Origin of the sequence: Pseudomonas delhiensis, from assembly GCF_900187975.1 — a bacterium.
In the GTDB taxonomy this organism is placed as follows: domain Bacteria; phylum Pseudomonadota; class Gammaproteobacteria; order Pseudomonadales; family Pseudomonadaceae; genus Pseudomonas; species Pseudomonas delhiensis.
Genome location: NZ_FZPC01000024.1, coordinates 93,674 through 119,413, shown reverse-complemented (window position 1 = coordinate 119,413; position 25,740 = coordinate 93,674). Strand labels below are relative to the sequence as shown.

General features: G+C 61.7%; 26 protein-coding genes and 4 tRNA genes. All 30 read left to right on the top strand.

Going from position 1 to position 25,740, the window contains the following annotated elements; genetic code table 11:
- Nucleotides 1-267 precede the first annotated feature (267 nt).
- The 30 genes from birA to rpmC all read left to right on the top strand — a co-directional run bounded on the left by birA (nt 268) and on the right by rpmC (nt 25,739).
- A complete protein-coding gene (birA, locus tag CHC02_RS21565; protein WP_089393451.1) occupies nt 268-1,212 on the top strand; it encodes a bifunctional biotin--[acetyl-CoA-carboxylase] ligase/biotin operon repressor BirA in 945 nt (314 codons plus the stop codon).
- Nucleotides 1,202-1,951, top strand: a complete 750-nt coding sequence (locus CHC02_RS21560; protein WP_089393450.1) for a pantothenate kinase — start codon at nt 1,202-1,204, stop codon at nt 1,949-1,951. The genes birA and CHC02_RS21560 overlap by 11 nt, the downstream gene beginning before the upstream one ends.
- A gap of 8 nt (nt 1,952-1,959) precedes the next feature.
- A complete protein-coding gene (locus CHC02_RS21555) occupies nt 1,960-2,643 on the top strand; it encodes an SPOR domain-containing protein (protein ID WP_089393449.1) in 684 nt (227 codons plus the stop codon).
- A 140-nt stretch (nt 2,644-2,783) separates the two neighbouring features.
- Nucleotides 2,784-2,868: transfer RNA gene (locus CHC02_RS21550), tRNA-Tyr, on the top strand.
- A gap of 25 nt (nt 2,869-2,893) precedes the next feature.
- Nucleotides 2,894-2,967: transfer RNA gene (locus tag CHC02_RS21545), tRNA-Gly, on the top strand.
- Nucleotides 2,968-2,985: 18 nt separating this feature from the next.
- Nucleotides 2,986-3,061: transfer RNA gene (locus CHC02_RS21540), tRNA-Thr, on the top strand.
- A gap of 83 nt (nt 3,062-3,144) precedes the next feature.
- Nucleotides 3,145-4,338, top strand: a complete 1,194-nt coding sequence (gene tuf, locus CHC02_RS21535) for an elongation factor Tu (RefSeq protein ID WP_009617114.1) — start codon at nt 3,145-3,147, stop codon at nt 4,336-4,338.
- A 53-nt stretch (nt 4,339-4,391) separates the two neighbouring features.
- A tRNA-Trp gene (locus CHC02_RS21530) sits at nt 4,392-4,467 on the top strand.
- Between the two features lie 46 nt (nt 4,468-4,513).
- Complete coding sequence (secE, locus tag CHC02_RS21525; RefSeq protein WP_089393448.1) at nt 4,514-4,882, top strand: preprotein translocase subunit SecE; 369 nt, start codon at nt 4,514-4,516, stop codon at nt 4,880-4,882.
- 9 nt (nt 4,883-4,891) lie between these two features.
- Nucleotides 4,892-5,425 carry a transcription termination/antitermination protein NusG gene (gene nusG, locus CHC02_RS21520; RefSeq protein ID WP_009617117.1) on the top strand — a complete coding sequence of 178 codons (534 nt, stop codon included), beginning with the start codon at nt 4,892-4,894 and terminating at the stop codon, nt 5,423-5,425.
- A gap of 119 nt (nt 5,426-5,544) precedes the next feature.
- The gene (rplK, locus tag CHC02_RS21515) at nt 5,545-5,976 is read left to right on the top strand and encodes a 50S ribosomal protein L11 (RefSeq protein WP_089393447.1); all 432 of its coding nucleotides are present in this window, start codon (nt 5,545-5,547) and stop codon (nt 5,974-5,976) included.
- On the top strand, nt 5,976-6,671 hold the full coding sequence (gene rplA, locus CHC02_RS21510) for a 50S ribosomal protein L1 (RefSeq protein ID WP_074986520.1): 696 nt from the start codon (nt 5,976-5,978) through the stop codon (nt 6,669-6,671). The genes rplK and rplA overlap by 1 nt, the downstream gene beginning before the upstream one ends.
- 204 nt (nt 6,672-6,875) lie before the next feature.
- Nucleotides 6,876-7,376: a 50S ribosomal protein L10 gene (gene rplJ / locus CHC02_RS21505; protein WP_089393446.1), complete on the top strand. Its 501-nt coding sequence runs from the start codon at nt 6,876-6,878 to the stop codon at nt 7,374-7,376.
- Nucleotides 7,377-7,452: 76 nt separating this feature from the next.
- Nucleotides 7,453-7,821, top strand: coding sequence for a 50S ribosomal protein L7/L12 (rplL, locus tag CHC02_RS21500; protein WP_009617125.1), 369 nt, complete (start codon nt 7,453-7,455; stop codon nt 7,819-7,821).
- A 219-nt stretch (nt 7,822-8,040) separates the two neighbouring features.
- Nucleotides 8,041-12,114, top strand: coding sequence for a DNA-directed RNA polymerase subunit beta (gene rpoB / locus CHC02_RS21495; protein ID WP_089393445.1), 4,074 nt, complete (start codon nt 8,041-8,043; stop codon nt 12,112-12,114).
- Nucleotides 12,115-12,176: 62 nt separating this feature from the next.
- Nucleotides 12,177-16,376, top strand: coding sequence for a DNA-directed RNA polymerase subunit beta' (rpoC, locus tag CHC02_RS21490; RefSeq protein WP_089393444.1), 4,200 nt, complete (start codon nt 12,177-12,179; stop codon nt 16,374-16,376).
- A gap of 150 nt (nt 16,377-16,526) precedes the next feature.
- Nucleotides 16,527-16,898, top strand: a complete 372-nt coding sequence (gene rpsL, locus CHC02_RS21485; RefSeq protein WP_009617130.1) for a 30S ribosomal protein S12 — start codon at nt 16,527-16,529, stop codon at nt 16,896-16,898.
- A gap of 100 nt (nt 16,899-16,998) precedes the next feature.
- Nucleotides 16,999-17,469, top strand: coding sequence for a 30S ribosomal protein S7 (gene rpsG / locus CHC02_RS21480; protein WP_009617132.1), 471 nt, complete (start codon nt 16,999-17,001; stop codon nt 17,467-17,469).
- A gap of 30 nt (nt 17,470-17,499) precedes the next feature.
- On the top strand, nt 17,500-19,629 hold the full coding sequence (fusA, locus tag CHC02_RS21475) for an elongation factor G (protein WP_089393443.1): 2,130 nt from the start codon (nt 17,500-17,502) through the stop codon (nt 19,627-19,629).
- Between the two features lie 29 nt (nt 19,630-19,658).
- Nucleotides 19,659-20,852: an elongation factor Tu gene (gene tuf, locus CHC02_RS21470; RefSeq protein ID WP_009617114.1), complete on the top strand. Its 1,194-nt coding sequence runs from the start codon at nt 19,659-19,661 to the stop codon at nt 20,850-20,852.
- Between the two features lie 158 nt (nt 20,853-21,010).
- The gene (rpsJ, locus tag CHC02_RS21465; protein ID WP_003243886.1) at nt 21,011-21,322 is read left to right on the top strand and encodes a 30S ribosomal protein S10; all 312 of its coding nucleotides are present in this window, start codon (nt 21,011-21,013) and stop codon (nt 21,320-21,322) included.
- An 82-nt stretch (nt 21,323-21,404) separates the two neighbouring features.
- Nucleotides 21,405-22,040: a 50S ribosomal protein L3 gene (gene rplC, locus CHC02_RS21460; protein ID WP_089393442.1), complete on the top strand. Its 636-nt coding sequence runs from the start codon at nt 21,405-21,407 to the stop codon at nt 22,038-22,040.
- Nucleotides 22,041-22,054: 14 nt separating this feature from the next.
- On the top strand, nt 22,055-22,657 hold the full coding sequence (gene rplD / locus CHC02_RS21455) for a 50S ribosomal protein L4 (protein WP_009617148.1): 603 nt from the start codon (nt 22,055-22,057) through the stop codon (nt 22,655-22,657).
- Entirely contained in the window at nt 22,654-22,953 is a 300-nt protein-coding gene (rplW, locus tag CHC02_RS21450; protein WP_009617150.1) for a 50S ribosomal protein L23, read from the top strand. The genes rplD and rplW overlap by 4 nt, the downstream gene beginning before the upstream one ends.
- An 11-nt stretch (nt 22,954-22,964) precedes the next feature.
- The gene (rplB, locus tag CHC02_RS21445; RefSeq protein ID WP_089393441.1) at nt 22,965-23,786 is read left to right on the top strand and encodes a 50S ribosomal protein L2; all 822 of its coding nucleotides are present in this window, start codon (nt 22,965-22,967) and stop codon (nt 23,784-23,786) included.
- 16 nt (nt 23,787-23,802) lie between these two features.
- The gene (gene rpsS, locus CHC02_RS21440; RefSeq protein WP_003093734.1) at nt 23,803-24,078 is read left to right on the top strand and encodes a 30S ribosomal protein S19; all 276 of its coding nucleotides are present in this window, start codon (nt 23,803-23,805) and stop codon (nt 24,076-24,078) included.
- A 12-nt stretch (nt 24,079-24,090) separates the two neighbouring features.
- The gene (gene rplV, locus CHC02_RS21435) at nt 24,091-24,423 is read left to right on the top strand and encodes a 50S ribosomal protein L22 (protein ID WP_003103908.1); all 333 of its coding nucleotides are present in this window, start codon (nt 24,091-24,093) and stop codon (nt 24,421-24,423) included.
- A 13-nt stretch (nt 24,424-24,436) separates the two neighbouring features.
- Nucleotides 24,437-25,123: a 30S ribosomal protein S3 gene (gene rpsC / locus CHC02_RS21430; RefSeq protein WP_089393440.1), complete on the top strand. Its 687-nt coding sequence runs from the start codon at nt 24,437-24,439 to the stop codon at nt 25,121-25,123.
- Nucleotides 25,124-25,134: 11 nt separating this feature from the next.
- Nucleotides 25,135-25,548, top strand: coding sequence for a 50S ribosomal protein L16 (gene rplP / locus CHC02_RS21425; protein ID WP_009617163.1), 414 nt, complete (start codon nt 25,135-25,137; stop codon nt 25,546-25,548).
- On the top strand, nt 25,548-25,739 hold the full coding sequence (rpmC, locus tag CHC02_RS21420; RefSeq protein ID WP_009617164.1) for a 50S ribosomal protein L29: 192 nt from the start codon (nt 25,548-25,550) through the stop codon (nt 25,737-25,739). The genes rplP and rpmC overlap by 1 nt, the downstream gene beginning before the upstream one ends.
- Nucleotide 25,740: the final 1 nt, after the last annotated feature.

Sequence of the window (25,740 nt, the reverse complement as noted above, 5' to 3'; positions counted from 1 at the left end):
GGGGAAAACCCTTCCCCTGTAGGAGCGCGCCCTGCGCGCGAATCGCGGGCAGGGCCCGCTCCTACAGTTACCCTGTGCGCCATGTACCCGTAGGACTCCGTCCGCGATCCGGCCGGCAGGCCGGCGATGCTTGCTTCCGGTCTTTCCGATATCTATCCGGCCCATTGCCCGATTCCGGGCGTCTCCCATCGTTTCGCCCGCCGCTAGTGCATAGGCAAGCGGAAAGCGCCTCTATATCATGCGTGCCTTATTGTGGCGGGACGCGATATGCAGACATTGCTGAAATTGCTGGGCGATGGTCGATTCCATTCCGGCGAGGAGCTGGGGGCGGCGCTGGGTGTCAGTCGCAGTGCCGTCTGGAAGCGCCTGCAGGGCCTGGAGAGCGAGTTCGGGCTGGAAGTGCAGTCCGTACGCGGTCGTGGCTATCGCCTGGCGGAGCCGCTGGTGGCCATCGAGCCGCAGCGGGTGGGGGCGCCCTGGCCGCTGGACGTGCTGTTCTCGGTCGACTCGACCAATGCCGAAGTCATGCGCCGCCTGGATGCCGGTGCCGCTACGCCCTTCGCCGTGGTGGCCGAGCGGCAGACGGCGGGGCGGGGGCGGCGCGGGCGCGCCTGGGTGAGCCCGTTCGGTGCCAACCTCTATTGCACCCTGGGCATCTCCGTGAGAGGCGGGCCCAAGGAGCTGGAGGGGTTGAGCCTGGTCGTCGGCCTTGCCGTGGTGCGCGCCATCCAGTCGTTCGGCATTGCCGGTGTCGGCCTGAAGTGGCCGAACGACATTCTGCTCGACGGCAAGAAGCTGGCCGGCATCCTCCTGGAGCTGACCGGCGACCCCGCGGACCTGTGCAGCGTGGCCATCGGCATCGGCATCAATGTGAACATGCGTGCCGCGGAAGGTATCGACCAGCCCTGGACGTCCTTGCGCGAGGCCGCGGGGCGTCCGGTGGATCGCAACGAACTGCTCGCCGCGCTGAGCAGGGAGCTGGAGTGGCACCTGGCTCGCCATCGCGAACAGGGCTTCGCGGCCAGCCAGCGGGAGTGGGAGTCCTTCCATCTGTGGCAGGGGCGCGATGTCGTGCTTTCGACCGCTGCCAGGCGTGTCGTCGGCCGTGCGTTGGGGATCGACGAGCAGGGGGCGTTGCGCCTCGAGGTCGATGGCGTGGAAAGCCGCTTCAGCGGGGGCGAGTTGAGCCTGAGGTTGTCTGATGATTCTTGAACTGGACTGTGGCAATAGCCTGATCAAATGGCGGGTGATCCGCATCGCGGAGCTGACGACCGTCGCCTCCGGCGTCGCGGACTCCGACGCCGCGCTGCTCGAGCGGCTGCGTGGCTGCGAGGGGCTCGCGCTTCGTCATTGCCGCCTGGTCAGCGTACGCAGCGAGCAGGAGACGGCGTCGCTCGTGCAGGCGCTGAATGACGCTTTCGGCATCGCCGCCAGCATCGCGCAACCGGCCGAGATCCTGGCCGGTGTCCGCAATGGCTATCGCGAATACCAGCGGCTCGGCCTGGATCGCTGGGTGGCCCTGGTGGCCGGCTACAAGCTGGCGGGCGGTGCGTGCCTGGTGCTGGACCTGGGCACCGCGGTCACCTCCGACCTGGTGGACGCGGCCGGGCAGCACCTGGGGGGCTATATCTGCCCGGGCATGCCCTTGATGCGCAGCCAGCTGCGCACCCATACCCGGCGTATCCGCTACGACGACGCTGCGGCTCGCGAAGCCCTGCAGGGATTGTCGCCGGGGCGTGAGACCGCCGAAGCGGTAGAGCGGGGCTGCCTGTTGATGCTGCGTGGCTTCGTGCGCGAGCAATATCACCTGGCCTGCGAGCTGCTCGGCGGCGACTGCGCCGTGTTCCTCACCGGCGGAGACGCCGAACTGGTCAAGGACGAACTGCCCCAGGCGCGGATCCTTCCGGACCTGGTCTTTACCGGGCTGGCCATCGCCTGCCCGCTGGAGTAGTGCCTCTCATGCGTTGGTTCTTTCTGTTCCTCCTGGTACTGAACGCCTTCTACTTCATCTGGCATCAGCAACAGGCGCCCCTGCGGGCGAAGGAGATCGCGCCCCTGAGCCTGTACCGCAGCGAGCAGAAGAACATCCGCCTGCTCAGCGAGTCGCCGGAGTCCGCGCAGCGGCGGCAGTCGGAGGCGGCCGCGCCGCCGCCGGCGCAGGAGAGCGCATGCCTCTATTTCGGCCCCTTCTCCGACGAGAACCGGGCCAGGGCGCTCGAGCAGCGCCTCACCAGCCTTGACATGCACGTGAGCCGGCAGAAGGTCGACGCCGCCGCCGGAACCGACTACTGGGTCTACCTGCCGCCCCTGGCGTCGCGCCAGGCCTCGCTCTGGCAACTGCGCGAACTGCAGGCGCGCAAGATCGACAGCTACATCATCACCGAGGGCGACCTGGCCGACGGCATTTCCCTGGGCATCTTCCAGAACAAGGATTCGGCCGACGGGGTCGTCGAGCGTCTGAAGACCGCCGGCTACGACGCCCTGGTGCGGGAACTGGGGCGCAACCGCCATGAGTTCTGGGTGCAGGTCGCCCCCGAGAGCCGGCGCCTGGCGGACGACAGTCTGCTGCGTCAGCTGGTCGTGGACTTCCCCGAATTGCAAAGGCAAACAATGCCGTGCAAAAGCGTTGCAACCTCCGAATAGTTTGCATAGAATGGCGCCCGCTTCGAAGGGGGGACCTGAAAGGGGAATTTCTAGAAGCCGTTGTCGAAGAGCTAAGCTCAAGTTTTTAAAGAAAAAACTGTTGACAACGCGGTGGCACTCTGTAGAATGCCGCCTCACTCGGAGGGGTTCCCGAGCGGCCAAAGGGATCAGACTGTAAATCTGACGTCTCAGACTTCGAAGGTTCGAATCCTTCCCCCTCCACCAGTTTCAAGCGTGAGCGTCAGGCTCCGCGGGTATAGTTCAGTGGTAGAACCTCAGCCTTCCAAGCTGATGATGCGGGTTCGATTCCCGCTACCCGCTCCAGACTTGCTGCTTATGTTTGCTCATGTAGCTCAGCTGGTAGAGCACACCCTTGGTAAGGGTGAGGTCAGCGGTTCAAATCCGCTCATGAGCTCCACTTAACAAAGGCAGATATGAAAGTATCTGCCTTTGTTTTATCGGTGATACGGCTTTCTCAATTCCTAGTGGGAGACGGTCAAAATGGCTAAAGAGAAGTTTGAACGTAATAAACCGCACGTCAACGTCGGCACCATCGGCCACGTCGACCACGGTAAGACCACTCTGACCGCTGCTCTGACCAAGGTCTGCTCCGAGACCTGGGGTGGCTCCGCTCGCGCCTTCGACCAGATCGACAACGCGCCGGAAGAGAAAGCCCGTGGTATCACCATCAACACTTCGCACGTCGAATACGACTCGCCGGTACGCCACTACGCTCACGTAGACTGCCCGGGCCACGCCGACTACGTGAAGAACATGATCACCGGTGCTGCCCAGATGGACGGCGCGATCCTGGTTTGCTCGGCTGCCGACGGCCCCATGCCGCAGACCCGCGAGCACATCCTGCTGTCCCGCCAGGTAGGCGTTCCCTACATCGTCGTGTTCCTGAACAAGGCCGACATGGTCGACGACGCCGAGCTGCTGGAGCTGGTCGAGATGGAAGTTCGCGACCTGCTGAACACCTACGACTTCCCGGGTGATGACACCCCGATCGTCATTGGTTCCGCGCTGATGGCCCTGAACGGCCAGGACGACAACGAGATGGGCGTTTCCGCCGTGCGCAAGCTGGTGGAAACCCTGGACTCCTACATCCCCGAGCCGGTTCGTGCCATCGACCAGCCCTTCCTGATGCCGATCGAAGACGTGTTCTCGATCTCCGGCCGTGGCACCGTGGTGACCGGTCGTGTCGAGCGCGGCATCGTCAAGGTCCAGGAAGAAGTGGAAATCGTCGGCATCCGTCCGACCACCAAGACCACCTGCACCGGCGTGGAAATGTTCCGCAAGCTGCTCGACGAAGGTCGTGCTGGCGAGAACGTCGGCGTCCTGCTGCGCGGCACCAAGCGTGAAGACGTGGAGCGTGGCCAGGTTCTGGCCAAGCCGGGCACCATCAAGCCGCACACCAAGTTCGAGTGCGAAGTGTACGTGCTGTCCAAGGAAGAAGGCGGTCGTCACACCCCGTTCTTCAAGGGCTACCGTCCGCAGTTCTACTTCCGTACCACCGACGTGACCGGCAACTGCGAGCTGCCGGAAGGCGTCGAGATGGTAATGCCGGGTGACAACGTCAAGATGACCGTCACCCTGATCGCCCCGATCGCCATGGAAGACGGCCTGCGCTTCGCGATCCGCGAAGGCGGCCGTACCGTTGGCGCCGGCGTGGTTGCCAAGATCATCGAATAATCGATTGATCTTTCCCTCTCAGGCCGGCATAATGGTCGGCCTGACTTTGTTCTAGGCCAGTAGCTCAATTGGCAGAGCGGCGGTCTCCAAAACCGCAGGTTGGGGGTTCGATTCCCTCCTGGCCTGCCAAATTTCTCGACGGAATTTGGCATTTCTTCAACGGGATTCCCAGCAGATGAATGCGAAGGCAGAAGCCAAAGAGTCGCGTTTCGATATCTTGAAGTGGCTCTTGGTCGCAGTGGTTGTCGTGGTCGGCGTCGTCGCCAACCAGTATTACTCCGCTCAACCGCTCCTTTATCGCGTGCTCGGTATCCTGGTTCTGGCGGCTGTCGCTGGTTTCGTGGCCCTGCAGACCGTCAAGGGTCGTGCCTTCTTCACCCTGGCGAAAGAAGCGCGTGCCGAGATTCGCAAGGTCGTATGGCCGACTCGCCAAGAAACGACTCAGACCACCATGATCGTGGTCGCGGTAGTGCTGGTTATGGCGCTGCTGCTGTGGGGGCTCGATTCCCTGCTGGGTTGGTTGGTTTCCATGATCGTAGGTTAAGGGTGTTCCGTGGCTAAGCGTTGGTACGTTGTGCATGCCTACTCGGGTTACGAGAAGCATGTCATGCGCTCGCTGATCGAGCGGGTCAAGCTGGCCGGCATGGAAGACGAGTTCGGCGAGATTCTGGTTCCCACGGAAGAAGTCGTGGAGATGCGTAACGGCCAGAAGCGCAAGAGCGAGCGCAAGTTCTTCCCCGGCTATGTGCTGGTCCAGATGGAGATGAACGAGGGTACCTGGCACCTGGTCAAGGACACTCCTCGCGTCATGGGCTTCATCGGCGGTACCGCCGACAAGCCGGCTCCGATCACCGACAAGGAGGCCGAGGCCATCCTGCGTCGCGTCGCCGACAGTGGCGACAAGCCCAAGCCGAAGACGCTCTTCGAGCCGGGCGAAACCGTTCGCGTCATCGATGGTCCCTTCGCGGACTTCAATGGCGTGGTCGAAGAGGTCAACTACGAAAAGAGCCGGATCCAGGTCGCGGTGCTCATTTTCGGTCGCTCCACCCCGGTGGAGCTGGAGTTCAGCCAGGTCGAGAAAGTCTGACCGGCACAACGCATCCCTCACCCCGCAGCCAAAGGCTGCGGGGTTTTGTCGTCATTGGGATAAACGCGAAAGCAACCGGGGAGCCCTTGGGGCGTTCGAACCCGTAACTGGAGTAGCAAATGGCTAAGAAAATTCAGGCTTACATCAAGCTGCAGGTCAAGGCTGGTCAAGCCAACCCGTCGCCGCCGGTTGGTCCGGCTCTGGGTCAGCACGGCGTGAACATCATGGAGTTCTGCAAGGCGTTCAACGCCAAGACCCAGGGTATGGAACCCGGTCTGCCGACTCCGGTGATCATCACCGTTTACAGCGACCGCAGCTTCACCTTTGAAACCAAGAGCACCCCGGCCTCCGTGCTGCTGAAGAAAGCTGCTGGCATCAGCAGCGGTTCCAGCCGCCCGAACAGCCAGAAAGTGGGCACCGTTACCCGTGCTCAGCTGGAAGAGATCGCCAAGGCCAAGCAGGCCGATCTGACCGCAGCTGACCTGGATGCGGCCGTGCGTACCATCGCCGGTTCCGCGCGTAGCATGGGCCTCAACGTGGAGGGTGTGTAATGGCTAAGCTGACCAAGCGCCAAAAGGCTATCGCCGAGAAAATCGAGGCCGGCAAGCAATACGGTTTCGAAGACGCCGCCAAACTGCTGGCCGAGCTGTCGACCATCAAGTTCAAGGAGTCCGTGGACATCGCCATCAACCTGGGCGTCGATCCGCGTAAATCCGACCAGGTCGTTCGTGGCGCCACCGTTCTGCCGAACGGCACCGGCAAGAGCGTCCGCGTCGCCGTCTTCACCCAGGGCCCGGCTGCCGAAGCCGCTCTGGCTGCAGGCGCCGACAAGGTCGGCATGGACGAGCTGGCTGCCGAGATGAAGGCTGGTGACCTGAGCTACGACGTGGTCATCGCCTCCCCGGACGCGATGCGCGTCGTTGGTCAACTGGGCCAGGTTCTCGGCCCGCGCGGCCTGATGCCGAACCCGAAGGTCGGTACCGTGACCCCGGACGTAGCCACTGCCGTGAAGAACGCCAAGGCTGGTCAGGTTCGCTTCCGTACCGACAAGAACGGCATCATCCACGCCTCCGTTGGCAAGATCGATTTCGAGCCGGTCAAGCTGAAGCAGAACGTCGAAGCTCTGCTGGCTGACCTGAAGCGCCTGAAGCCCGCCTCCTCCAAGGGCGTGTACGTTCAGCGCGTGACCCTGAGCACCACCATGGGCCCGGGTCTGCAGATCGATCAGGCTTCCCTGGAAGGCTGATAAGACAAAGTCGGGTGGTGGGCCTGGCCCATCGCCCGCAGGTATTGGGGTCCCTGCCTGGCGGGGGCTGTCCAAGACCGTAGGCGGCGCAAGCCTTAAACCACAAGCCTACGCAGATGGTGCTCCCGATTCGTTGACCGAATCAGACACCAAAACGCCGTCCGGCTCCGGCTGGACGTATCGGTAACATCCAGGAGTAAACCCGTGGCAATCAAACTCGAAGACAAGAAGGCCATCGTCGCTGAAGTCAACGAGGCTGCCAAAGCCGGTCTGTCCGCTGTCGTGGCTGATGCCCGTGGCGTGACCGTCGGCGCAATGACCGGACTCCGTAAAGAGGCCCGCGCAGCTGGTGTGTACGTGAAAGTCGTACGTAACACCCTGCTCAAGCGCGCCGTTGAAGGCACTCAGTTCGAAGTGCTCAACGACACGTTCAAGGGCCCGACCCTGATCGCTTTCTCCAACGAACATCCGGGCGCTGCCGCTCGTATCTTCAAGGAGTTCGCCAAGGGTCAGGACAAGTTCGAGATCAAGGCGGCCGCGTTCGAGGGTCAATTCCTCGCAGCCAATCAGATCGACGTTCTGGCAACCCTGCCGACCTACAACGAAGCCGTTGCACAGCTGATGAGCGTGATCCAAGGCGCTACCAGCAAGCTGGCTCGTACTCTGGCGGCAATTCGTGACCAGAAAGAAGCCACCGCAGCCTAAGGCAACCGGTAGCTTTCAAACCTTTTTTGTTTAATCGATGGCGCGAGCGCCGTCACCCAATACAGGAATTAGAGTCATGGCTCTGACCAACGAAGACATCATCAACGCCGTATCCGAAATGTCCGTCATGCAGATCGTTGAACTGATCAAGGCGATGGAAGAGAAGTTCGGCGTTACCGCTGCTGCCGCTGTTGCCGCTGGCCCGGCTGTTGCCGCTGCCGCTGCCGAAGAGCAGACCGAGTTCACCATCGTCCTGGCCGAAGCCGGCGACAAGAAAGTGAACGTGATCAAGGTCGTTCGTGAACTGACCGGCCTGGGCCTGAAAGAAGCCAAGGCTGTCGTTGACGGCGCCCCGGGCGTGGTCAAGGAAGGCGCTTCGAAAGAAGAGGCCGAAGCTGCCAAGAAAGCCCTGGAAGAAGCTGGCGCCAAGGTCGAGCTCAAGTAAGCTCGCCCCTTGCGTCTACAGCCCGAGCGTCAAGCGACAGGCTGATGGCTGGTGGCTTTTGCCACCGGCCTTTTTCCGTTCTGGGTGGGGTGCCGACAGGCCCCCCCATAACGGGAAACTCCCACCCTCAGGGGTGGCGCAAACGCCAGGTTTGCACGATTTTTCGGCTGCTCCCGTGGGAGAGGCCAAACAAGCAGGTGACCAAGCTGGGGAACGCTGATGGCTTACTCATACACTGAGAAAAAACGTATCCGCAAGGACTTTAGCAAGTTGCCGGACGTCATGGATGTGCCGTATTTGCTGGCCATCCAGCTGGATTCCTATCGCGAATTCCTGCAGGCAGGTGCAAGCAAGGATCAGATCCGCGACATCGGTCTGCATGCGGCCTTCAAGTCCGTTTTCCCGATTATCAGCTATTCCGGCAATGCTGCCCTGGAATACGTCGGTTATCGCCTGGGTGAGCCGGCCTTCGACGTCAAGGAGTGCGTGCTGCGCGGTGTGACCTTCGCCGTCCCGCTGCGGGTGAAAGTGCGCCTGATCATCTTCGACAAGGAGTCGTCGAGCAAAGCGATCAAGGACATCAAGGAACAGGAAGTCTACATGGGGGAAATCCCCCTGATGACCGAGAACGGTACCTTCATCATCAACGGTACCGAGCGCGTCATCGTTTCCCAGCTGCACCGTTCCCCGGGTGTGTTCTTCGACCACGACCGTGGCAAGACCCACAGCTCCGGCAAGCTGCTGTACTCCGCGCGCATCATTCCCTACCGCGGTTCCTGGCTGGACTTCGAGTTCGACCCGAAGGACTGCGTGTTCGTCCGTATCGACCGTCGCCGCAAGCTGCCGGCGTCCGTCCTGCTGCGCGCGCTGGGCTATAGCACCGAGGAGATCCTCGATGCCTTCTACGCGACCAACGTCTACCACATCAAGGGCGAAGGTCTGCGCCTGGAGCTGGTGCCGCAGCGTCTGCGCGGCGAAATCGCCAGCTTCGACATCAAGGACGCCAGCGGCAAGGTCATCGTCGAGGCGGGCCGCCGTATCACCGCGCGCCACATCAACCAGCTGGAAAAGGCTGGCATCAAAGAGCTGGAAGTGCCCTTCGACTACCTCATTGGCCGTACCGTGGCCAAGGCTGTCGTGCACCCGGCTACCGGCGAGATCATCGCCGAGTGCAACACCGAGCTGTCCGTCGACGTCCTGGCGAAGATCGCCAAGGCCCAGGTCGTGCGCCTGGAAACCCTGTACACCAACGACATCGACTGCGGCCCGTTCATCTCCGACACCCTGAAGATCGACTCCACCGGCAACCAGCTGGAAGCCCTGGTCGAGATCTACCGCATGATGCGCCCGGGCGAGCCGCCGACCAAGGAAGCCGCCGAGACCCTGTTCGGCAACCTGTTCTTCAGCGCCGAGCGCTACGACCTGTCCGCCGTCGGCCGCATGAAGTTCAACCGCCGTATCGGCCGCACCGAGATCGAAGGTCCGGGCGTGCTGAGCAAGGAAGACATCGTCGACGTCCTGCGTACCCTGGTCGACATCCGTAACGGCAAGGGCATCGTCGACGACATCGACCACCTGGGCAACCGTCGCGTGCGCTGCGTCGGCGAAATGGCCGAGAACCAGTTCCGCGTGGGCCTGGTGCGCGTCGAGCGCGCGGTCAAGGAACGCCTGTCCATGGCCGAAAGCGAAGGTCTGATGCCGCAGGACCTGATCAACGCCAAGCCGGTGGCTGCCGCGATCAAGGAGTTCTTCGGCTCCAGCCAGCTGTCGCAGTTCATGGACCAGAACAACCCGCTCTCCGAGATCACCCACAAGCGCCGTGTCTCCGCACTCGGCCCGGGCGGTCTGACCCGTGAGCGCGCGGGCTTCGAGGTGCGTGACGTACACCCGACCCACTACGGCCGCGTATGCCCGATCGAAACCCCTGAAGGTCCGAACATCGGCCTGATCAACTCCCTGGCGACCTACGCCCGCACCAACAAGTACGGCTTCCTGGAAAGCCCGTACCGCGTGGTGAAGGAAGGCCTGGTCAGCGACGAGATCGTGTTCCTCTCCGCCATCGAAGAGGCCGACCACGTGATCGCCCAGGCGTCCGCGACCCTCGACGAGCAGGGCCGCCTGATCGACGAACTGGTCGCCGTACGTCACCTGAACGAATTCACCGTGAAGGCGCCGGAAGACGTCACCCTCATGGACGTTTCGCCGAAGCAGGTCGTTTCCGTTGCTGCCTCGCTGATCCCGTTCCTCGAGCACGACGACGCCAACCGTGCGCTCATGGGTTCGAACATGCAGCGTCAGGCCGTTCCGACCCTGCGCGCCGACAAGCCGCTGGTGGGTACCGGCATGGAGCGCAACGTCGCCCGTGACTCCGGCGTCTGCGTCGTGGCCCGCCGCGGCGGCGTGATCGATTCGGTCGACGCCAGCCGTATCGTGGTGCGCGTGGCGGACGACGAAGTCGAGACCGGCGAAGCCGGCGTCGACATCTACAACCTGACCAAGTACACCCGTTCCAACCAGAACACCTGCATCAACCAGCGTCCGCTGGTCAGCAAGGGTGACGTGATCGCCCGCGGCGACATCCTCGCCGACGGTCCGTCCACCGACATGGGTGAACTGGCCCTGGGCCAGAACATGCGCGTCGCGTTCATGCCCTGGAACGGCTTCAACTTCGAAGACTCCATCTGCCTGTCCGAGCGCGTGGTCCAGGAAGATCGTTTCACCACGATCCACATCCAGGAACTGACCTGCGTCGCCCGTGACACCAAGCTCGGCCCGGAAGAAATCACCGCGGACATCCCGAACGTGGGTGAGGCCGCGCTGAACAAGCTGGACGAAGCCGGCATCGTCTACGTCGGCGCCGAAGTGCAGGCCGGCGACATCCTGGTCGGCAAGGTCACCCCGAAAGGCGAGACCCAGCTGACCCCGGAAGAGAAGCTGCTGCGTGCGATCTTCGGTGAGAAGGCGTCCGACGTGAAGGACACCTCCCTGCGCGTGCCGACCGGCACCAAGGGCACCGTGATCGACGTCCAGGTCTTCACCCGCGACGGCGTGGAGCGCGACAGCCGCGCCCTGTCCATCGAGAAGATGCAGTTGGACGAGATCCGCAAGGACCTCAACGAAGAGTTCCGCATCGTCGAAGGCGCCACCTTCGAGCGTCTGCGTTCGGCCCTGGTCGGCGCCGTCGCCGATGGCGGCCCGGCGCTGAAGAAAGGCACCGAGATCACCGACGAGTACCTCGACGGCCTCGAGCGCGGCCAGTGGTTCAAGCTGCGCATGGCCGAAGACGCCCTGAACGAGCAGCTGGAGAAGGCCCAGGCCTACCTCAGCGACCGCCGTCAGATGCTCGACGACAAGTTCGAGGACAAGAAGCGCAAGCTGCAGCAGGGCGACGACCTGGCGCCGGGCGTGCTGAAGATCGTCAAGGTCTACCTCGCCATCAAGCGCCGCATCCAGCCGGGCGACAAGATGGCCGGCCGTCACGGTAACAAGGGCGTGGTCTCGGTGATCATGCCGGTCGAAGACATGCCGCACGACGCCAACGGCACGCCGGTGGACATCGTTCTGAACCCGCTGGGCGTACCCTCGCGGATGAACGTCGGCCAGATCCTCGAAACCCACCTGGGCCTCGCGGCCAAGGGCCTGGGCGAGAAGATCAACCGCATGCTCGAAGAGCAGCGCAAGATCGCCGAGCTGCGCCAGTTCCTGAACGAGATCTACAACGAGATCGGTGGCCGCCAGGAAAGCCTGGAAGAGCTGTCCGATAACGAGATCGTCGCTCTGGCCAACAACCTCAAGGGCGGCGTGCCCATGGCTACCCCGGTGTTCGACGGTGCCAAGGAGCGCGAGATCAAGGCCATGCTGAAGCTGGCCGACCTGCCGGAGAGCGGCCAGATGCGCCTGTTCGACGGCCGCACCGGCAACCAGTTCGAGCGTCCGACCACCGTCGGCTACATGTACATGCTCAAACTGAACCACCTGGTCGATGACAAGATGCACGCACGTTCCACCGGCTCCTACAGCCTGGTCACCCAGCAGCCGCTGGGTGGCAAGGCGCAGTTCGGTGGCCAGCGTTTCGGGGAGATGGAGGTCTGGGCGCTGGAAGCCTACGGCGCCGCCTACACCCTGCAGGAAATGCTGACCGTGAAGTCGGACGACGTGAACGGCCGTACCAAGATGTACAAGAACATCGTGGACGGGGATCACCGCATGGAGGCCGGCATGCCCGAGTCCTTCAACGTGCTGATCAAAGAGATCCGCTCGCTCGGCATCGATATCGAACTGGAAACCGAATAACACGTGACGCTAGAACGGTGCGGCGGTCAGCCGCCGCACCGGGTCCGTGAGGAGGAAAGGCCTTGAAAGACTTGCTCAATCTGTTGAAAAACCAGGGTCAAATCGAGGAGTTCGATGCCATCCGTATTGGTCTGGCGTCGCCCGAGATGATTCGTTCCTGGTCGTTCGGCGAAGTTAAGAAGCCGGAGACCATCAACTACCGTACCTTCAAGCCGGAGCGCGATGGCCTGTTCTGCGCCAAGATCTTCGGCCCGGTGAAGGACTACGAGTGCCTGTGCGGTAAGTACAAGCGCCTGAAGCACCGTGGCGTGATCTGCGAGAAGTGCGGCGTGGAAGTCGCGCTGGCCAAGGTGCGCCGCGAGCGCATGGGCCACATCGAGCTGGCCTCGCCGGTCGCCCACATCTGGTTCCTGAAGTCCCTGCCGTCCCGTATCGGCCTGCTGCTGGACATGACCCTGCGTGACATCGAGCGCGTGCTCTATTTCGAGAGCTACGTGGTGATCGACCCGGGCATGACCACCCTGGAGAAGGGCCAGCTGCTGAACGACGAGCAGTACTTCGAAGCCCTCGAAGAGTTCGGTGACGACTTCGACGCGCGCATGGGCGCCGAGGCCGTCCGCGAGCTGCTCAACCAGATCGACCTGGACCACGAGATCGGCCGCCTGCGCGAAGAGATTCCGCAGACCAACTCGGAAACCAAGATCAAGAAGCTGTCCAAGCGCCTGAAGCTGATGGAAGCCTTCCAGGGCTCCGGCAACCATCCGGAGTGGATGGTGCTGACCGTCCTGCCGGTGCTGCCGCCGGACCTGCGTCCGCTGGTTCCGCTGGATGGCGGCCGCTTCGCGACTTCGGATCTGAACGATCTGTACCGCCGGGTGATCAACCGTAACAACCGTCTGAAGCGCCTGCTCGACCTGGCCGCGCCGGACATCATCGTGCGCAACGAAAAGCGCATGCTGCAGGAAGCCGTCGATGCCCTGCTGGACAACGGCCGCCGCGGCCGTGCCATCACCGGCTCGAACAAGCGCCCGCTGAAGTCCCTGGCCGACATGATCAAGGGCAAGCAAGGTCGCTTCCGTCAGAACCTGCTCGGCAAGCGCGTGGACTACTCCGGCCGTTCGGTGATCACCGTAGGCCCGACCCTGCGCCTGCACCAGTGCGGTCTGCCGAAGAAGATGGCCCTCGAGCTGTTCAAGCCGTTCATCTTCGGCAAGCTCGAAGCCCGTGGCATGGCCACCACCATCAAGGCCGCGAAGAAGATGGTCGAGCGCGAGCTGCCCGAGGTCTGGGACGTTCTCGCCGAAGTCATCCGCGAACACCCCGTGCTGCTGAACCGCGCGCCGACCCTGCACCGTCTGGGCATCCAGGCGTTCGAGCCGGTGCTCATCGAAGGCAAGGCGATCCAGCTGCATCCGCTGGTTTGCGCGGCGTACAACGCCGACTTCGACGGTGACCAGATGGCCGTCCACGTCCCGCTGACCCTCGAGGCCCAGCTGGAAGCGCGCGCGCTGATGATGTCCACCAACAACATCCTCTCGCCCGCCAACGGCGAGCCGATCATCGTGCCGTCGCAGGACGTGGTGATGGGTCTGTACTACATGACCCGTGAAGCCGTGAACGCGAAAGGCGAGGGCATGGCCTTCGCCGACCTGCAGGAAGTCGACCGCGCCTACCGCAGCGGCCAGGTATCCCTGCACGCCCGCGTGAAAGTGCGCATCAACGAGAAGGTCAAGGGCGAGGACGGCCAACTGGTCGCCAACACCCGCATCGTCGACTCCACCGTCGGCCGTGCCCTGCTGTTCCAGGTCGTGCCGGCAGGCCTGCCGTTCGACGTGGTCAACCAGCCGATGAAGAAGAAGGCGATCTCCAAGCTGATCAACCACTGCTACCGCGTGGTGGGTCTGAAGGACACCGTCATCTTCGCCGACCAGCTGATGTACACCGGCTTCGCCTACTCGACCATCTCCGGTGTGTCGATCGGCGTGAACGACTTCGTCATCCCGGACGAGAAGGCGCGCATCATCAACGCCGCCACCGAGGAAGTGAAGGAGATCGAGAGCCAGTACGCCTCCGGCCTGGTAACCCAGGGCGAGAAGTACAACAAGGTGATCGACCTCTGGTCGAAGGCCAACGACGAAGTTTCCAAGGCGATGATGGCCAACCTCTCGAAAGAGAAGGTCATCGACCGCGAAGGCAAGGAAGTCGACCAGGAGTCCTTCAACTCCATGTACATGATGGCGGACTCCGGCGCGCGGGGTTCCGCGGCCCAGATCCGTCAGCTGGCCGGCATGCGTGGCCTGATGGCCAAGCCGGACGGCTCGATCATCGAGACGCCGATCACCGCGAACTTCCGTGAAGGCCTGAACGTACTCCAGTACTTCATCTCCACCCACGGTGCGCGTAAAGGTCTGGCGGATACCGCACTGAAGACCGCGAACTCCGGTTACCTGACCCGTCGTCTCGTCGACGTGGCCCAGGACCTGGTGGTGACCGAGATCGACTGCGGCACCGAGCATGGCCTGGTCATGTCCCCGCACATCGAAGGCGGCGACGTCGTCGAGCCGCTGGGCGAGCGCGTGCTCGGCCGCGTGATCGCGCGTGACGTGTTCAAGCCCGGTGGCGATGACGTCATCGTCCCGGCCGGCACCCTGATCGACGAGAAGTGGGTCGACTTCCTCGAGCAGATGAGCGTCGACGAAGTCGTGGTGCGTTCGCCGATCACCTGCGAAACCCGCCATGGCATCTGCGCCATGTGCTACGGCCGCGATCTGGCCCGTGGCCACCGCGTCAACATCGGTGAAGCGGTCGGCGTCATCGCCGCCCAGTCCATCGGTGAGCCGGGTACCCAGCTGACCATGCGTACCTTCCACATCGGTGGTGCGGCCAGCCGGACCTCCGCCGTGGACAACGTCCAGGTCAAGAACGGCGGCACCATCCGCCTGCACAACCTGAAGCACGTCGAGCGTGCCGACGGCGCGCTGGTGGCGGTATCGCGTTCCGGCGAGCTGGCCGTGGCCGACGACTTCGGTCGCGAGCGCGAGCGCTACAAGCTGCCGTACGGTGCGGTGATTTCGGTCAAGGAAGGCGACAAGGTCGACCCGGGCGCCATCGTCGCCAAGTGGGACCCGCACACCCACCCGATCATCACCGAGATGGACGGTACCGTTGCCTTCGCCGGCATGGAAGAGAACATCACCGTCAAGCGCCAGACCGACGAACTCACCGGCCTGACCAACATCGAGGTGATGGATCCGAAGGATCGCCCGGCTTCCGGCAAGGACATCCGTCCGGCCGTGAAGCTGATCGACGCCGCGGGCAAGGACCTGCTGCTGCCGGGTACCGACGTACCGGCCCAGTACTTCCTGCCGGCCAACGCCCTGGTCAACCTGAACGACGGTGCCAAGGTGCGTGTCGGTGACGTTATCGCGCGTATCCCGCAGGAAACGTCGAAGACCCGCGACATCACCGGTGGTCTGCCGCGCGTTGCCGACCTGTTCGAGGCTCGTCGTCCGAAAGAGCCTTCGATCCTGGCGGAAATCAGCGGCACCATCTCCTTCGGCAAGGAAACCAAGGGCAAGCGCCGCCTGGTCATCACCCCCACCGACGGTAGCGATCCGTACGAGGAGCTGATTCCGAAGTGGCGTCACCTGAACGTGTTCGAAGGTGAACAGGTAAGCCGCGGCGAAGTGATCTCCGACGGCCCGAGCAACCCGCACGACATCCTGCGTCTGCTCGGCGTCAGCTCGCTGGCCAAGTACATCGTCAACGAGATCCAGGACGTGTACCGCCTGCAGGGCGTGAAGATCAACGACAAGCACATCGAGACCATCCTGCGGCAGATGCTGCGCAAGGTCGAAGTGGCCGAGTCGGGCGACTCCTCCTTCATCAAGGGCGACCAGGTCGAACTGGTCCAGGTGCTGGAAGAGAACGAAGTGCTGGCCACCGTGGACAAGTTCCCGGCCAAGTACGAGCGCGTCCTGCTGGGTATCACCAAGGCCTCTCTGTCGACCGAGTCGTTCATCTCCGCGGCCTCCTTCCAGGAGACCACCCGCGTCCTCACCGAGGCGGCGGTCACCGGCAAGCGCGACTTCCTGCGCGGCCTGAAGGAAAACGTGGTGGTCGGTCGCCTGATCCCGGCCGGTACCGGCCTGGCCTACCACAGCGAGCGCAAGCGTCAGCGCGAACTCGGCAAACCGCAGCGTGTGAGCGCCAGCGAAGCCGAAGCAGCACTGGCCGAAGCGCTCAACCTGAGTGGCAACTAAGCCTTGACCGAAGCCCTGGCTGTCTTGACAGCCGGGGCTTTGTCTTGACGGGGTGCTGGAAGCTCTTTAGTATTTTGTACCCCGAAAATTGGCAGGGCGCTTGCTCTGCCATTTCGTTTAAGTGTCGTAAGACAATCAGTGGAGCTATAGATGGCAACTATCAACCAGCTGGTGCGTAAGCCGCGCAAGCGCATGGTCGACAAGAGCGACGTGCCGGCGCTGCAGAACTGCCCGCAACGTCGTGGCGTATGCACCCGCGTATACACCACCACGCCGAAAAAGCCGAACTCGGCACTGCGTAAAGTGTGCCGTGTGCGTCTGACCAACGGCTACGAAGTCACTTCGTACATCGGTGGTGAAGGTCACAACCTGCAAGAGCACAGCGTAGTGCTGATCCGTGGCGGTCGTGTAAAGGACCTTCCGGGTGTGCGTTACCACACCGTGCGCGGTTCGCTGGACACCTCGGGTGTCAAGGATCGTAAGCAGGGTCGTTCCAAGTACGGCGCCAAGCGTCCGAAGTAATCGTTTTTTCCTATTTGCTGAGTCGATAAGAGTAAGGTCGGGCGCGTAACCAAAGTGTTGCAGTCCCGGGCTAACCTGAAGACCGTTTGAGGGCTTATCAATGCCAAGACGTCGTGTAGCGGCCAAACGTGAGATCCTGGCCGATCCGAAATACGGAAGCCAGATTCTGGCCAAGTTCATGAACCACGTGATGGAAAGCGGCAAGAAAGCCGTTGCCGAGCGTATCGTTTACGGTGCTCTGGACAAGGTCAAAGAGCGCAGTAAAGGTGACCCCCTGGAACTCTTCGAGAAAGCTCTCGACGCCATCGCTCCGCTGGTCGAAGTGAAGTCCCGCCGTGTCGGCGGTGCTACCTACCAGGTTCCGGTCGAAGTACGTCCGTCCCGTCGTAATGCCCTGGCCATGCGCTGGCTGGTGGACTACGCGCGCAAGCGCGGCGAGAAGTCCATGGCCCTGCGCCTCGCCGGCGAACTGCTGGATGCCGCCGAAGGCAAAGGCGCCGCCGTCAAGAAGCGTGAAGACGTGCACCGTATGGCTGAAGCCAACAAGGCCTTCTCCCACTACCGCTTCTAATCGCGGCTTCCATTCTTTTGCGAGGGCTTTATGGCTCGTACCACAGCAATTAACCGCTACCGGAACATTGGTATCTGCGCCCACGTCGACGCGGGCAAGACCACCACTACCGAGCGGATCCTGTTCTACACAGGTCTCAGCCACAAGATGGGTGAGGTACACGACGGCGCTGCTACCACCGACTGGATGGTGCAGGAGCAGGAGCGTGGCATCACCATCACCTCCGCTGCGATCACGACCTTCTGGGAAGGTTCGCGCGGCCAGTACGACAAATACCGCGTAAACGTCATCGACACCCCCGGCCACGTGGACTTCACCATCGAGGTGGAGCGTTCCCTGCGCGTGCTGGACGGTGCTGTCGTGGTGTTCTGCGGCACCTCCGGCGTTGAGCCGCAGTCCGAAACCGTATGGCGTCAGGCCAACAAGTACGGCGTTCCGCGTATCGTCTACGTGAACAAGATGGACCGCGCCGGCGCCAACTTCCTGCGCGTCGTCGGTCAGATCAAGAACCGCCTGGGGCACACCCCGGTTCCGGTTCAACTGGCCATCGGTGCAGAAGATGACTTCCAGGGTCAGATCGACCTGATGAAGATGAAGGCCATCTACTGGAACGAAGACGACAAGGGCACCAGCTACCGCGAGGAAGAGATTCCCGCCGAGCTGCTGGACCTGGCCAACGAATGGCGCAACAACATGGTCGAGGCTGCTGCCGAGGCCAACGAAGAGCTGATGAACAAGTACCTGGAAGAAGGTGAGCTGTCGATCGAAGAGATCAAGGCCGGCCTGCGCCAGCGTACCATCGCCTGCGAAATCGTTCCGGCGGTCTGCGGTTCGTCCTTCAAGAACAAGGGCGTGCCCCTGGTTCTGGACGCCGTCATCGACTTCCTGCCTGCTCCGACCGAGATTCCGGCCATCCAGGGCGTCCACCCGGACAGCACTGATGACAACGAAATCCACGACGAGCGTCCGGCTGACGACAACGCTCCGTTCTCCGCCCTGGCGTTCAAGATCGCTACCGACCCGTTCGTCGGTACCCTGACCTTCGTCCGCGTCTACTCGGGCGTCCTGGAGTCCGGCCAGTCGGTCATCAACTCCGTGAAGGGCAAGAAAGAGCGCGTTGGTCGTATGGTGCAGATGCACGCCAACCAGCGTGACGAGATCAAGGAAGTGCGCGCTGGCGACATCGCGGCTCTGATCGGCATGAAGGACGTCACCACCGGTGACACCCTGTGCGACATCGAGAAGCCGATCATCCTCGAGCGCATGGACTTCCCGGAGCCGGTCATCTCGGTAGCTGTAGAGCCGAAGACCAAGGCTGACCAGGAGAAGATGGGCATCGCCCTCGGCAAGCTGGCCCAGGAAGACCCGTCGTTCCGCGTCAAGACCGACGAAGAAACCGGCCAGACCATCATCTCCGGCATGGGTGAGCTGCACCTGGACATCCTCGTCGACCGCATGAAGCGCGAGTTCGGCGTCGAGGCCAACATCGGCAAGCCGCAGGTTTCCTACCGCGAAACCATCTCCAAGGACAACGTCGAGATCGAAGGCAAGTTCGTTCGTCAGTCCGGTGGTCGCGGTCAGTTCGGTCACTGCTGGATCCGCTTCTCGACTCCGGATGTGGACGAGAAGGGCAACATCACCGAAGGTCTGGTGTTCACCAGCGAAGTCGTGGGTGGTGTGGTTCCGAAGGAATACATCCCGGCGATCCAGAAGGGCATCGAAGAGCAGATGAAGAACGGCGTCGTTGCCGGCTATCCGCTCATCGGTCTGAAGGCCACCGTGTTCGATGGCTCCTACCACGACGTCGACTCCAACGAGATGGCGTTCAAGATCGCTGCTTCCATGGCGACCAAGCAGTTGGCCCAGAAGGGCGGCGGCAAGGTGCTCGAGCCGATCATGAAGGTGGAAGTGGTGACTCCTGAGGACTACATGGGCGACGTGATGGGCGACCTGAACCGTCGTCGCGGTCTGATTCAGGGGATGGAAGACTCGGTTTCCGGTAAGGTTATCCGTGCCGAGGTTCCGCTGGGCGAGATGTTCGGTTATGCGACCGACGTACGTTCCATGTCCCAGGGTCGCGCGAGCTACTCCATGGAATTCTCCAAATACGCCGAAGCTCCGTCGAACATCGTCGAAGCGCTGGTTAAAAAACAAGCTTGATTCAGCCCTTTAAGTAAGAGGTTACTGTCGTGGCTAAGGAAAAATTTGAACGTAACAAACCGCACGTCAACGTCGGCACCATCGGTCACGTTGACCACGGTAAGACCACTCTGACCGCTGCTCTGACCAAGGTCTGCTCCGAGACCTGGGGTGGCTCCGCTCGCGCCTTCGACCAGATCGACAACGCGCCGGAAGAGAAAGCCCGTGGTATCACCATCAACACTTCGCACGTCGAATACGACTCGCCGGTACGCCACTACGCTCACGTAGACTGCCCGGGCCACGCCGACTACGTGAAGAACATGATCACCGGTGCTGCCCAGATGGACGGCGCGATCCTGGTTTGCTCGGCTGCCGACGGCCCCATGCCGCAGACCCGCGAGCACATCCTGCTGTCCCGCCAGGTAGGCGTTCCCTACATCGTCGTGTTCCTGAACAAGGCCGACATGGTCGACGACGCCGAGCTGCTGGAACTGGTCGAGATGGAAGTTCGCGACCTGCTGAACACCTACGACTTCCCGGGTGATGACACCCCGATCGTCATTGGTTCCGCGCTGATGGCCCTGAACGGCCAGGACGACAACGAGATGGGCGTTTCCGCCGTGCGCAAGCTGGTGGAAACCCTGGACTCCTACATCCCCGAGCCGGTTCGTGCCATCGACCAGCCCTTCCTGATGCCGATCGAAGACGTGTTCTCGATCTCCGGCCGTGGCACCGTGGTGACCGGTCGTGTCGAGCGCGGCATCGTCAAGGTCCAGGAAGAAGTGGAAATCGTCGGCATCCGTCCGACCACCAAGACCACCTGCACCGGCGTGGAAATGTTCCGCAAGCTGCTCGACGAAGGTCGTGCTGGCGAGAACGTCGGCGTCCTGCTGCGCGGCACCAAGCGTGAAGACGTGGAGCGTGGCCAGGTTCTGGCCAAGCCGGGCACCATCAAGCCGCACACCAAGTTCGAGTGCGAAGTGTACGTGCTGTCCAAGGAAGAAGGCGGTCGTCACACCCCGTTCTTCAAGGGCTACCGTCCGCAGTTCTACTTCCGTACCACCGACGTGACCGGCAACTGCGAGCTGCCGGAAGGCGTCGAGATGGTAATGCCGGGTGACAACGTCAAGATGACCGTCACCCTGATCGCCCCGATCGCCATGGAAGACGGCCTGCGCTTCGCGATCCGCGAAGGCGGCCGTACCGTTGGTGCCGGCGTGGTTGCCAAGATCATCGAGTAATCCTTGATCTAGCGCATGAGGAAAAGGGGCCCTTTGGGGCCCCTTTTTCGTTGGATTGGTTAAATATTGACACCCTCCAGGGGCATCCGTACAATTGCGCCTCCTTTTAACGGGCGGAGTCCGCCCGTTGGGAATGGCAACTTGGAGTCTGAGGTCAAATGCAAAATCAACAAATCCGTATTCGGTTGAAGGCTTTTGACCATCGCCTGATCGACCAATCTACCCAGGAAATCGTGGAAACCGCGAAACGTACTGGCGCTCAGGTGCGTGGTCCGATTCCTCTGCCGACCCGCAAGGAACGTTACACCGTGCTGATTTCCCCGCACGTCAACAAGGACGCTCGTGACCAGTACGAAATTCGTACCCACAAGCGTGTGCTCGACATCGTTCAGCCGACCGACAAGACCGTCGACGCGCTGATGAAGCTCGACCTTGCTGCTGGCGTCGAAGTACAGATCAGCCTCGGCTAATGCCTTCGGCATTGGTCGTGTAACGCTCTGAAATGGGCGGCCATAGCGGGTGAAAGCCCCGTACACTAAAGAGGTTCTTAAGATGACAATTGGTGTTGTCGGTCGTAAGTGCGGCATGACCCGCATTTTCACCGAAGATGGTGTCTCCATTCCGGTCACGGTCATTGAGGTCGAGCCGAATCGCGTCACCCAGTTCAAGAACGAAGAGACCGATGGCTATCGCGCTGTGCAGGTGACTGCCGGCGAGCGTCGTGCTTCTCGCGTGACCAAGGCCCAGGCCGGTCACTTTGCCAAGGCGAATGTCGCCGCCGGTCGCGGCGTGTGGGAATTCCGTCTGGGCGAAGAGGAGTTCAAGGCAGGCGATTCCATCTCCGTCGATCTGTTCCAGGCGGGCCAACTGGTAGACGTTACCGGCGAGTCCAAGGGTAAAGGCTACGCCGGTACCATCAAGCGCTGGAACTTCCGTGGTCAGGACAATACCCACGGTAACTCCGTTTCCCACCGCGTCCCGGGTTCGATCGGCCAGTGCCAGACTCCTGGTCGAGTGTTCAAGGGCAAGAAAATGTCCGGTCACATGGGTGCTGAGCGCGTAACCGTTCAATCCCTTGAGGTCGTGCGTGTCGATGCCGAACGTAATCTGCTGCTGGTCAAGGGTGCCGTTCCCGGCGCTACCGGTGGTGACGTGTTCGTGCGTCCGGCAGCCAAGGCTCGCGGTTAAGAGGGGAAGCTGAGATGCAACTTAATGTGAACGGCGCTCAGGCTATCGAAGTCTCCGAGCGTACCTTTGGCAGCGAATTCAACGAGACTCTGGTTCACCAGGCTGTCGTCGCCTACATGGCTGGCGGTCGTCAGGGCACCCGTGCTCAGAAGACTCGTTCCGAAGTTTCCGGTGGCGGCAAGAAGCCGTGGCGTCAGAAGGGCACCGGTCGTGCTCGCGCTGGCACCATCCGCAGCCCCATCTGGCGTGGGGGCGGCACCACTTTCGCCGCCAAACCGCAGGATCACTCCCAGAAGCTCAACAAGAAGATGTACCGCGCAGCCCTGCGCTCCATCCTCTCCGAGCTGGTCCGTCTGGACCGCCTGGTTGTCGTTGCCGACTTCGCCGTCGATGCACCGAAAACCAAAGGTCTGGTCAGCAAGCTGGACGGCCTGGGCCTGAAAGACGTGCTGATCGTCACCGATGGCGTTGATGAAAACCTGTACCTGGCTGCGCGCAACCTGGCGCACGTCGATGTACGCGACGTCCAGGGTTCCGACCCGGTCAGCCTGATCGCCTACGACAAGGTGCTCGTCACCGTGTCCGCCGTGAAGAAGTTCGAGGAGCTGCTGGCATGAACCAGGAACGCGTATTCAAAGTGCTGCTGGGCCCGCATGTTTCCGAGAAAGCCACCGGGCTTGCGGACGGCAAGAGCCAATTCGTTTTCAAGGTTGCCACTGATGCAACCAAGCTGGAAATCAAGAAGGCCGTCGAAAGCCTGTTCGGCGTGAAAGTACGTCGCGTCACCACCCTGAACGTTCAGGGCAAGACCAAGCGTACCGTTCGCGGCCTGGGCAAGCGTAACGACTGGAAGAAGGCGTACATCGCCCTTCAGCCCGGCCAAGATCTCGATTTCGCAGCTGGCGCTGAGTAAAGGGGTGCATCATGGCAATCGTTAAATGCAAACCGACTTCCGCTGGTCGTCGCTTCGTCGTCAAGGTCGTGAACCAGAACCTGCACAAGGGTGCTCCGTTCGCTGGCCTGGTCGAGAAGAAGTCCAAGTCGGGCGGCCGTAACAACAACGGTCGTATCACCACCCGCCACATCGGCGGTGGTCACAAGCAGCACTACCGTCTGGTCGACTTCCGCCGCAACAAGGATGGCATCCCTGCCATCGTCGAGCGCGTGGAATACGATCCGAACCGTACCGCTCACATCGCTCTGCTGAAATACGCGGACGGCGAGCGTCGTTACATCATCGCCCCCAAAGGCGTGGTGGCTGGCGATCAACTGATCTCCGGCATCGGCGCTCCGATCAGGGCCGGCAACAACATGCCGCTGCGCAACATCCCGGTGGGTAGCACCATCCACGGTATCGAGCTGAAGCCGGGCAAAGGCGCCCAGCTGGTTCGCTCCGCTGGCGCCTCGGCCCAGCTGGTAGCCCGTGAAGGCGCTTACGTAACCGTGCGTCTGCGTTCCGGTGAAATGCGTAAAGTCCTGGCTGACTGCCGTGCGACCCTGGGTGAAGTCTCGAACTCCGAGCACAGCCTGCGTTCGCTGGGTAAAGCTGGTGCCAAACGCTGGCGCGGCATTCGCCCGACCGTTCGTGGCGTCGCCATGAACCCGGTCGACCACCCGCATGGTGGTGGTGAAGGTCGTACCTCTGCTGGTCGTCATCCGGTATCGCCGTGGGGTCTTCAGACCAAGGGTAAGAAGACTCGCGCGAACAAGCGTACCGATAACATGATCGTCCGTCGCCGCAAGTAAATAGAGGGATACGACAGTGCCGCGTTCTCTGAAAAAAGGTCCTTTTATCGATCTTCACCTGCTGAAGAAGGTCGAAGTGGCGGTGGAAAAGAACGACCGTAAGCCGATCAAGACCTGGTCGCGTCGTTCGATGATTCTGCCGCATATGGTTGGTCTGACCATCGCTGTCCACAACGGCCGTCAACACGTGCCGGTCCTGGTCAACGAAGACATGGTCGGTCACAAACTCGGCGAGTTCGCTGCTACCCGCACTTATCGTGGGCATGCTGCGGACAAGAAAGCCAAGCGTTAAGGGGTAAGGAAGATGGAAGTAGCCGCTAAGCTGTCGGGCGCTCGTATCTCCGCCCAGAAAGCCCGCTTGGTCGCCGACCAGATCCGCGGGAAGAAGGTGGGCGAAGCGCTCAACCTCCTGGCTTTCAGCAGTAAGAAAGCCGCCGAGATCATGAAGAAAGTGCTGGAGTCGGCTGTTGCCAACGCTGAGCACAACGAAGGCGCCGATGTGGACGACCTGAAGGTCTCCACCGTCTTCGTCAACGAAGGTCGTTCGCTCAAGCGCATCATGCCGCGCGCCAAAGGCCGTGCTGATCGCATCGTCAAGCGGTCTTGCCATATCACTGTCAAGGTTGCGGACAAGTAACGGAGTCGATCAGATGGGTCAGAAAGTACATCCCAATGGCATCCGCCTGGGTATCGTCAAGGAGCACACCTCCGTTTGGTACGCAGATAAGCGCAATTACGCCGATTATCTGTTCGCCGACCTGAAGGTTCGTGAGTACCTCCAAGACAAACTAAAAAGCGCGTCCGTAAGCCGTATCGATATCCATCGTCCGGCTCAAACCGCACGCATCACCATCCACACCGCCCGTCCCGGTATCGTGATCGGCAAGAAAGGTGAGGATGTCGAGAAGCTGCGTCAGGACCTGACCAAGCAAATGGGTGTGCCCGTGCACATCAACATCGAGGAAATCCGCAAGCCGGAACTCGATAGCATGCTGGTTGCGCAGAGCGTAGCTCAGCAGCTGGAACGCCGCGTCATGTTCCGTCGCGCCATGAAGCGCGCCGTGCAGAACGCCATGCGTATTGGTGCCAAGGGCATCAAGATCCAGGTGAGCGGTCGTTTGGGCGGCGCTGAAATTGCTCGTACCGAATGGTATCGCGAAGGTCGTGTGCCCCTGCACACCCTGCGCGCCGATATCGACTATGCCACCTACGAAGCGCACACCACCTACGGTGTGATCGGTGTCAAGGTTTGGATCTTCAAAGGCGAGGTCATTGGTGGCCGCCAGGAAGAGCTCAAGCCGGTAGCGCCCGCTCCTCGTAAAAAAGCTGCTAAGTAAGGAGTACGCAAATGCTGCAACCCAAGCGTACGAAGTTCCGCAAGCAAATGACCGGTCACAACCGTGGCCTGGCTCATCGCGGTAGCAAAGTCAGCTTCGGCGAGTTCGCCCTCAAGGCGACCAGCCGTGGCCGTCTCACCGCGCGTCAGATCGAGTCCGCACGTCGTGCGCTGACCCGTCACGTAAAACGTGGCGGCAAGATCTGGATCCGCGTATTCCCCGACAAGCCGGTTACCAAGAAGCCCCTCGAGGTTCGTATGGGTAAAGGTAAGGGCGGCGTCGAGTACTGGGTAGCCCAGATTCAACCGGGCAAGGTCCTGTACGAGATCGAGGGTGTATCCGAAGAGCTGGCGCGTGAGGCATTCGCCCTGGCTGCTGCAAAGCTGCCGCTCGCCACCTCCTTTGTTAAGCGGACGGTGATGTGATGAAAGCGAATGAACTTCGTGAGAAATCCGTGGAGCAGCTGAACGAGCAACTGCTCGGCCTGCTGCGCGACCAGTTCAATCTGCGCATGCAGAAAGCAACTGGCCAGTTGGCGCAGTCCCACCTGCTCTCGCAGGTGAAGCGCGACATCGCTCGCGTCAAAACTGTGCTCAATCAGCAAGCAGGTAAGTGAA

What these genes read in the sequence shown, in the direction of transcription:
- rplA (WP_074986520.1), top strand. Translation starts at nt 5,976, where the DNA reads ATGGCTAAGCTGACCAAGCGCCAAAAGGCTATCGCCGAGAAAATCGAG.
- rplC (WP_089393442.1), top strand. Translation starts at nt 21,405, where the DNA reads ATGACAATTGGTGTTGTCGGTCGTAAGTGCGGCATGACCCGCATTTTC.
- rplD (WP_009617148.1), top strand. Translation starts at nt 22,055, where the DNA reads ATGCAACTTAATGTGAACGGCGCTCAGGCTATCGAAGTCTCCGAGCGT.
- rpoB (WP_089393445.1), top strand. Translation starts at nt 8,041, where the DNA reads ATGGCTTACTCATACACTGAGAAAAAACGTATCCGCAAGGACTTTAGC.
- rplP (WP_009617163.1), top strand. Translation starts at nt 25,135, where the DNA reads ATGCTGCAACCCAAGCGTACGAAGTTCCGCAAGCAAATGACCGGTCAC.
- rpsL (WP_009617130.1), top strand. Translation starts at nt 16,527, where the DNA reads ATGGCAACTATCAACCAGCTGGTGCGTAAGCCGCGCAAGCGCATGGTC.
- rpmC (WP_009617164.1), top strand. Translation starts at nt 25,548, where the DNA reads ATGAAAGCGAATGAACTTCGTGAGAAATCCGTGGAGCAGCTGAACGAG.
- tuf (WP_009617114.1), top strand. Translation starts at nt 3,145, where the DNA reads ATGGCTAAAGAGAAGTTTGAACGTAATAAACCGCACGTCAACGTCGGC.
- rplK (WP_089393447.1), top strand. Translation starts at nt 5,545, where the DNA reads ATGGCTAAGAAAATTCAGGCTTACATCAAGCTGCAGGTCAAGGCTGGT.
- rplV (WP_003103908.1), top strand. Translation starts at nt 24,091, where the DNA reads ATGGAAGTAGCCGCTAAGCTGTCGGGCGCTCGTATCTCCGCCCAGAAA.
- secE (WP_089393448.1), top strand. Translation starts at nt 4,514, where the DNA reads ATGAATGCGAAGGCAGAAGCCAAAGAGTCGCGTTTCGATATCTTGAAG.
- rplW (WP_009617150.1), top strand. Translation starts at nt 22,654, where the DNA reads ATGAACCAGGAACGCGTATTCAAAGTGCTGCTGGGCCCGCATGTTTCC.
- rplL (WP_009617125.1), top strand. Translation starts at nt 7,453, where the DNA reads ATGGCTCTGACCAACGAAGACATCATCAACGCCGTATCCGAAATGTCC.
- birA (WP_089393451.1), top strand. Translation starts at nt 268, where the DNA reads ATGCAGACATTGCTGAAATTGCTGGGCGATGGTCGATTCCATTCCGGC.
- fusA (WP_089393443.1), top strand. Translation starts at nt 17,500, where the DNA reads ATGGCTCGTACCACAGCAATTAACCGCTACCGGAACATTGGTATCTGC.
- rplB (WP_089393441.1), top strand. Translation starts at nt 22,965, where the DNA reads ATGGCAATCGTTAAATGCAAACCGACTTCCGCTGGTCGTCGCTTCGTC.
- CHC02_RS21560 (WP_089393450.1), top strand. Translation starts at nt 1,202, where the DNA reads ATGATTCTTGAACTGGACTGTGGCAATAGCCTGATCAAATGGCGGGTG.
- rpsC (WP_089393440.1), top strand. Translation starts at nt 24,437, where the DNA reads ATGGGTCAGAAAGTACATCCCAATGGCATCCGCCTGGGTATCGTCAAG.
- rpsJ (WP_003243886.1), top strand. Translation starts at nt 21,011, where the DNA reads ATGCAAAATCAACAAATCCGTATTCGGTTGAAGGCTTTTGACCATCGC.
- rpsG (WP_009617132.1), top strand. Translation starts at nt 16,999, where the DNA reads ATGCCAAGACGTCGTGTAGCGGCCAAACGTGAGATCCTGGCCGATCCG.
- CHC02_RS21555 (WP_089393449.1), top strand. Translation starts at nt 1,960, where the DNA reads ATGCGTTGGTTCTTTCTGTTCCTCCTGGTACTGAACGCCTTCTACTTC.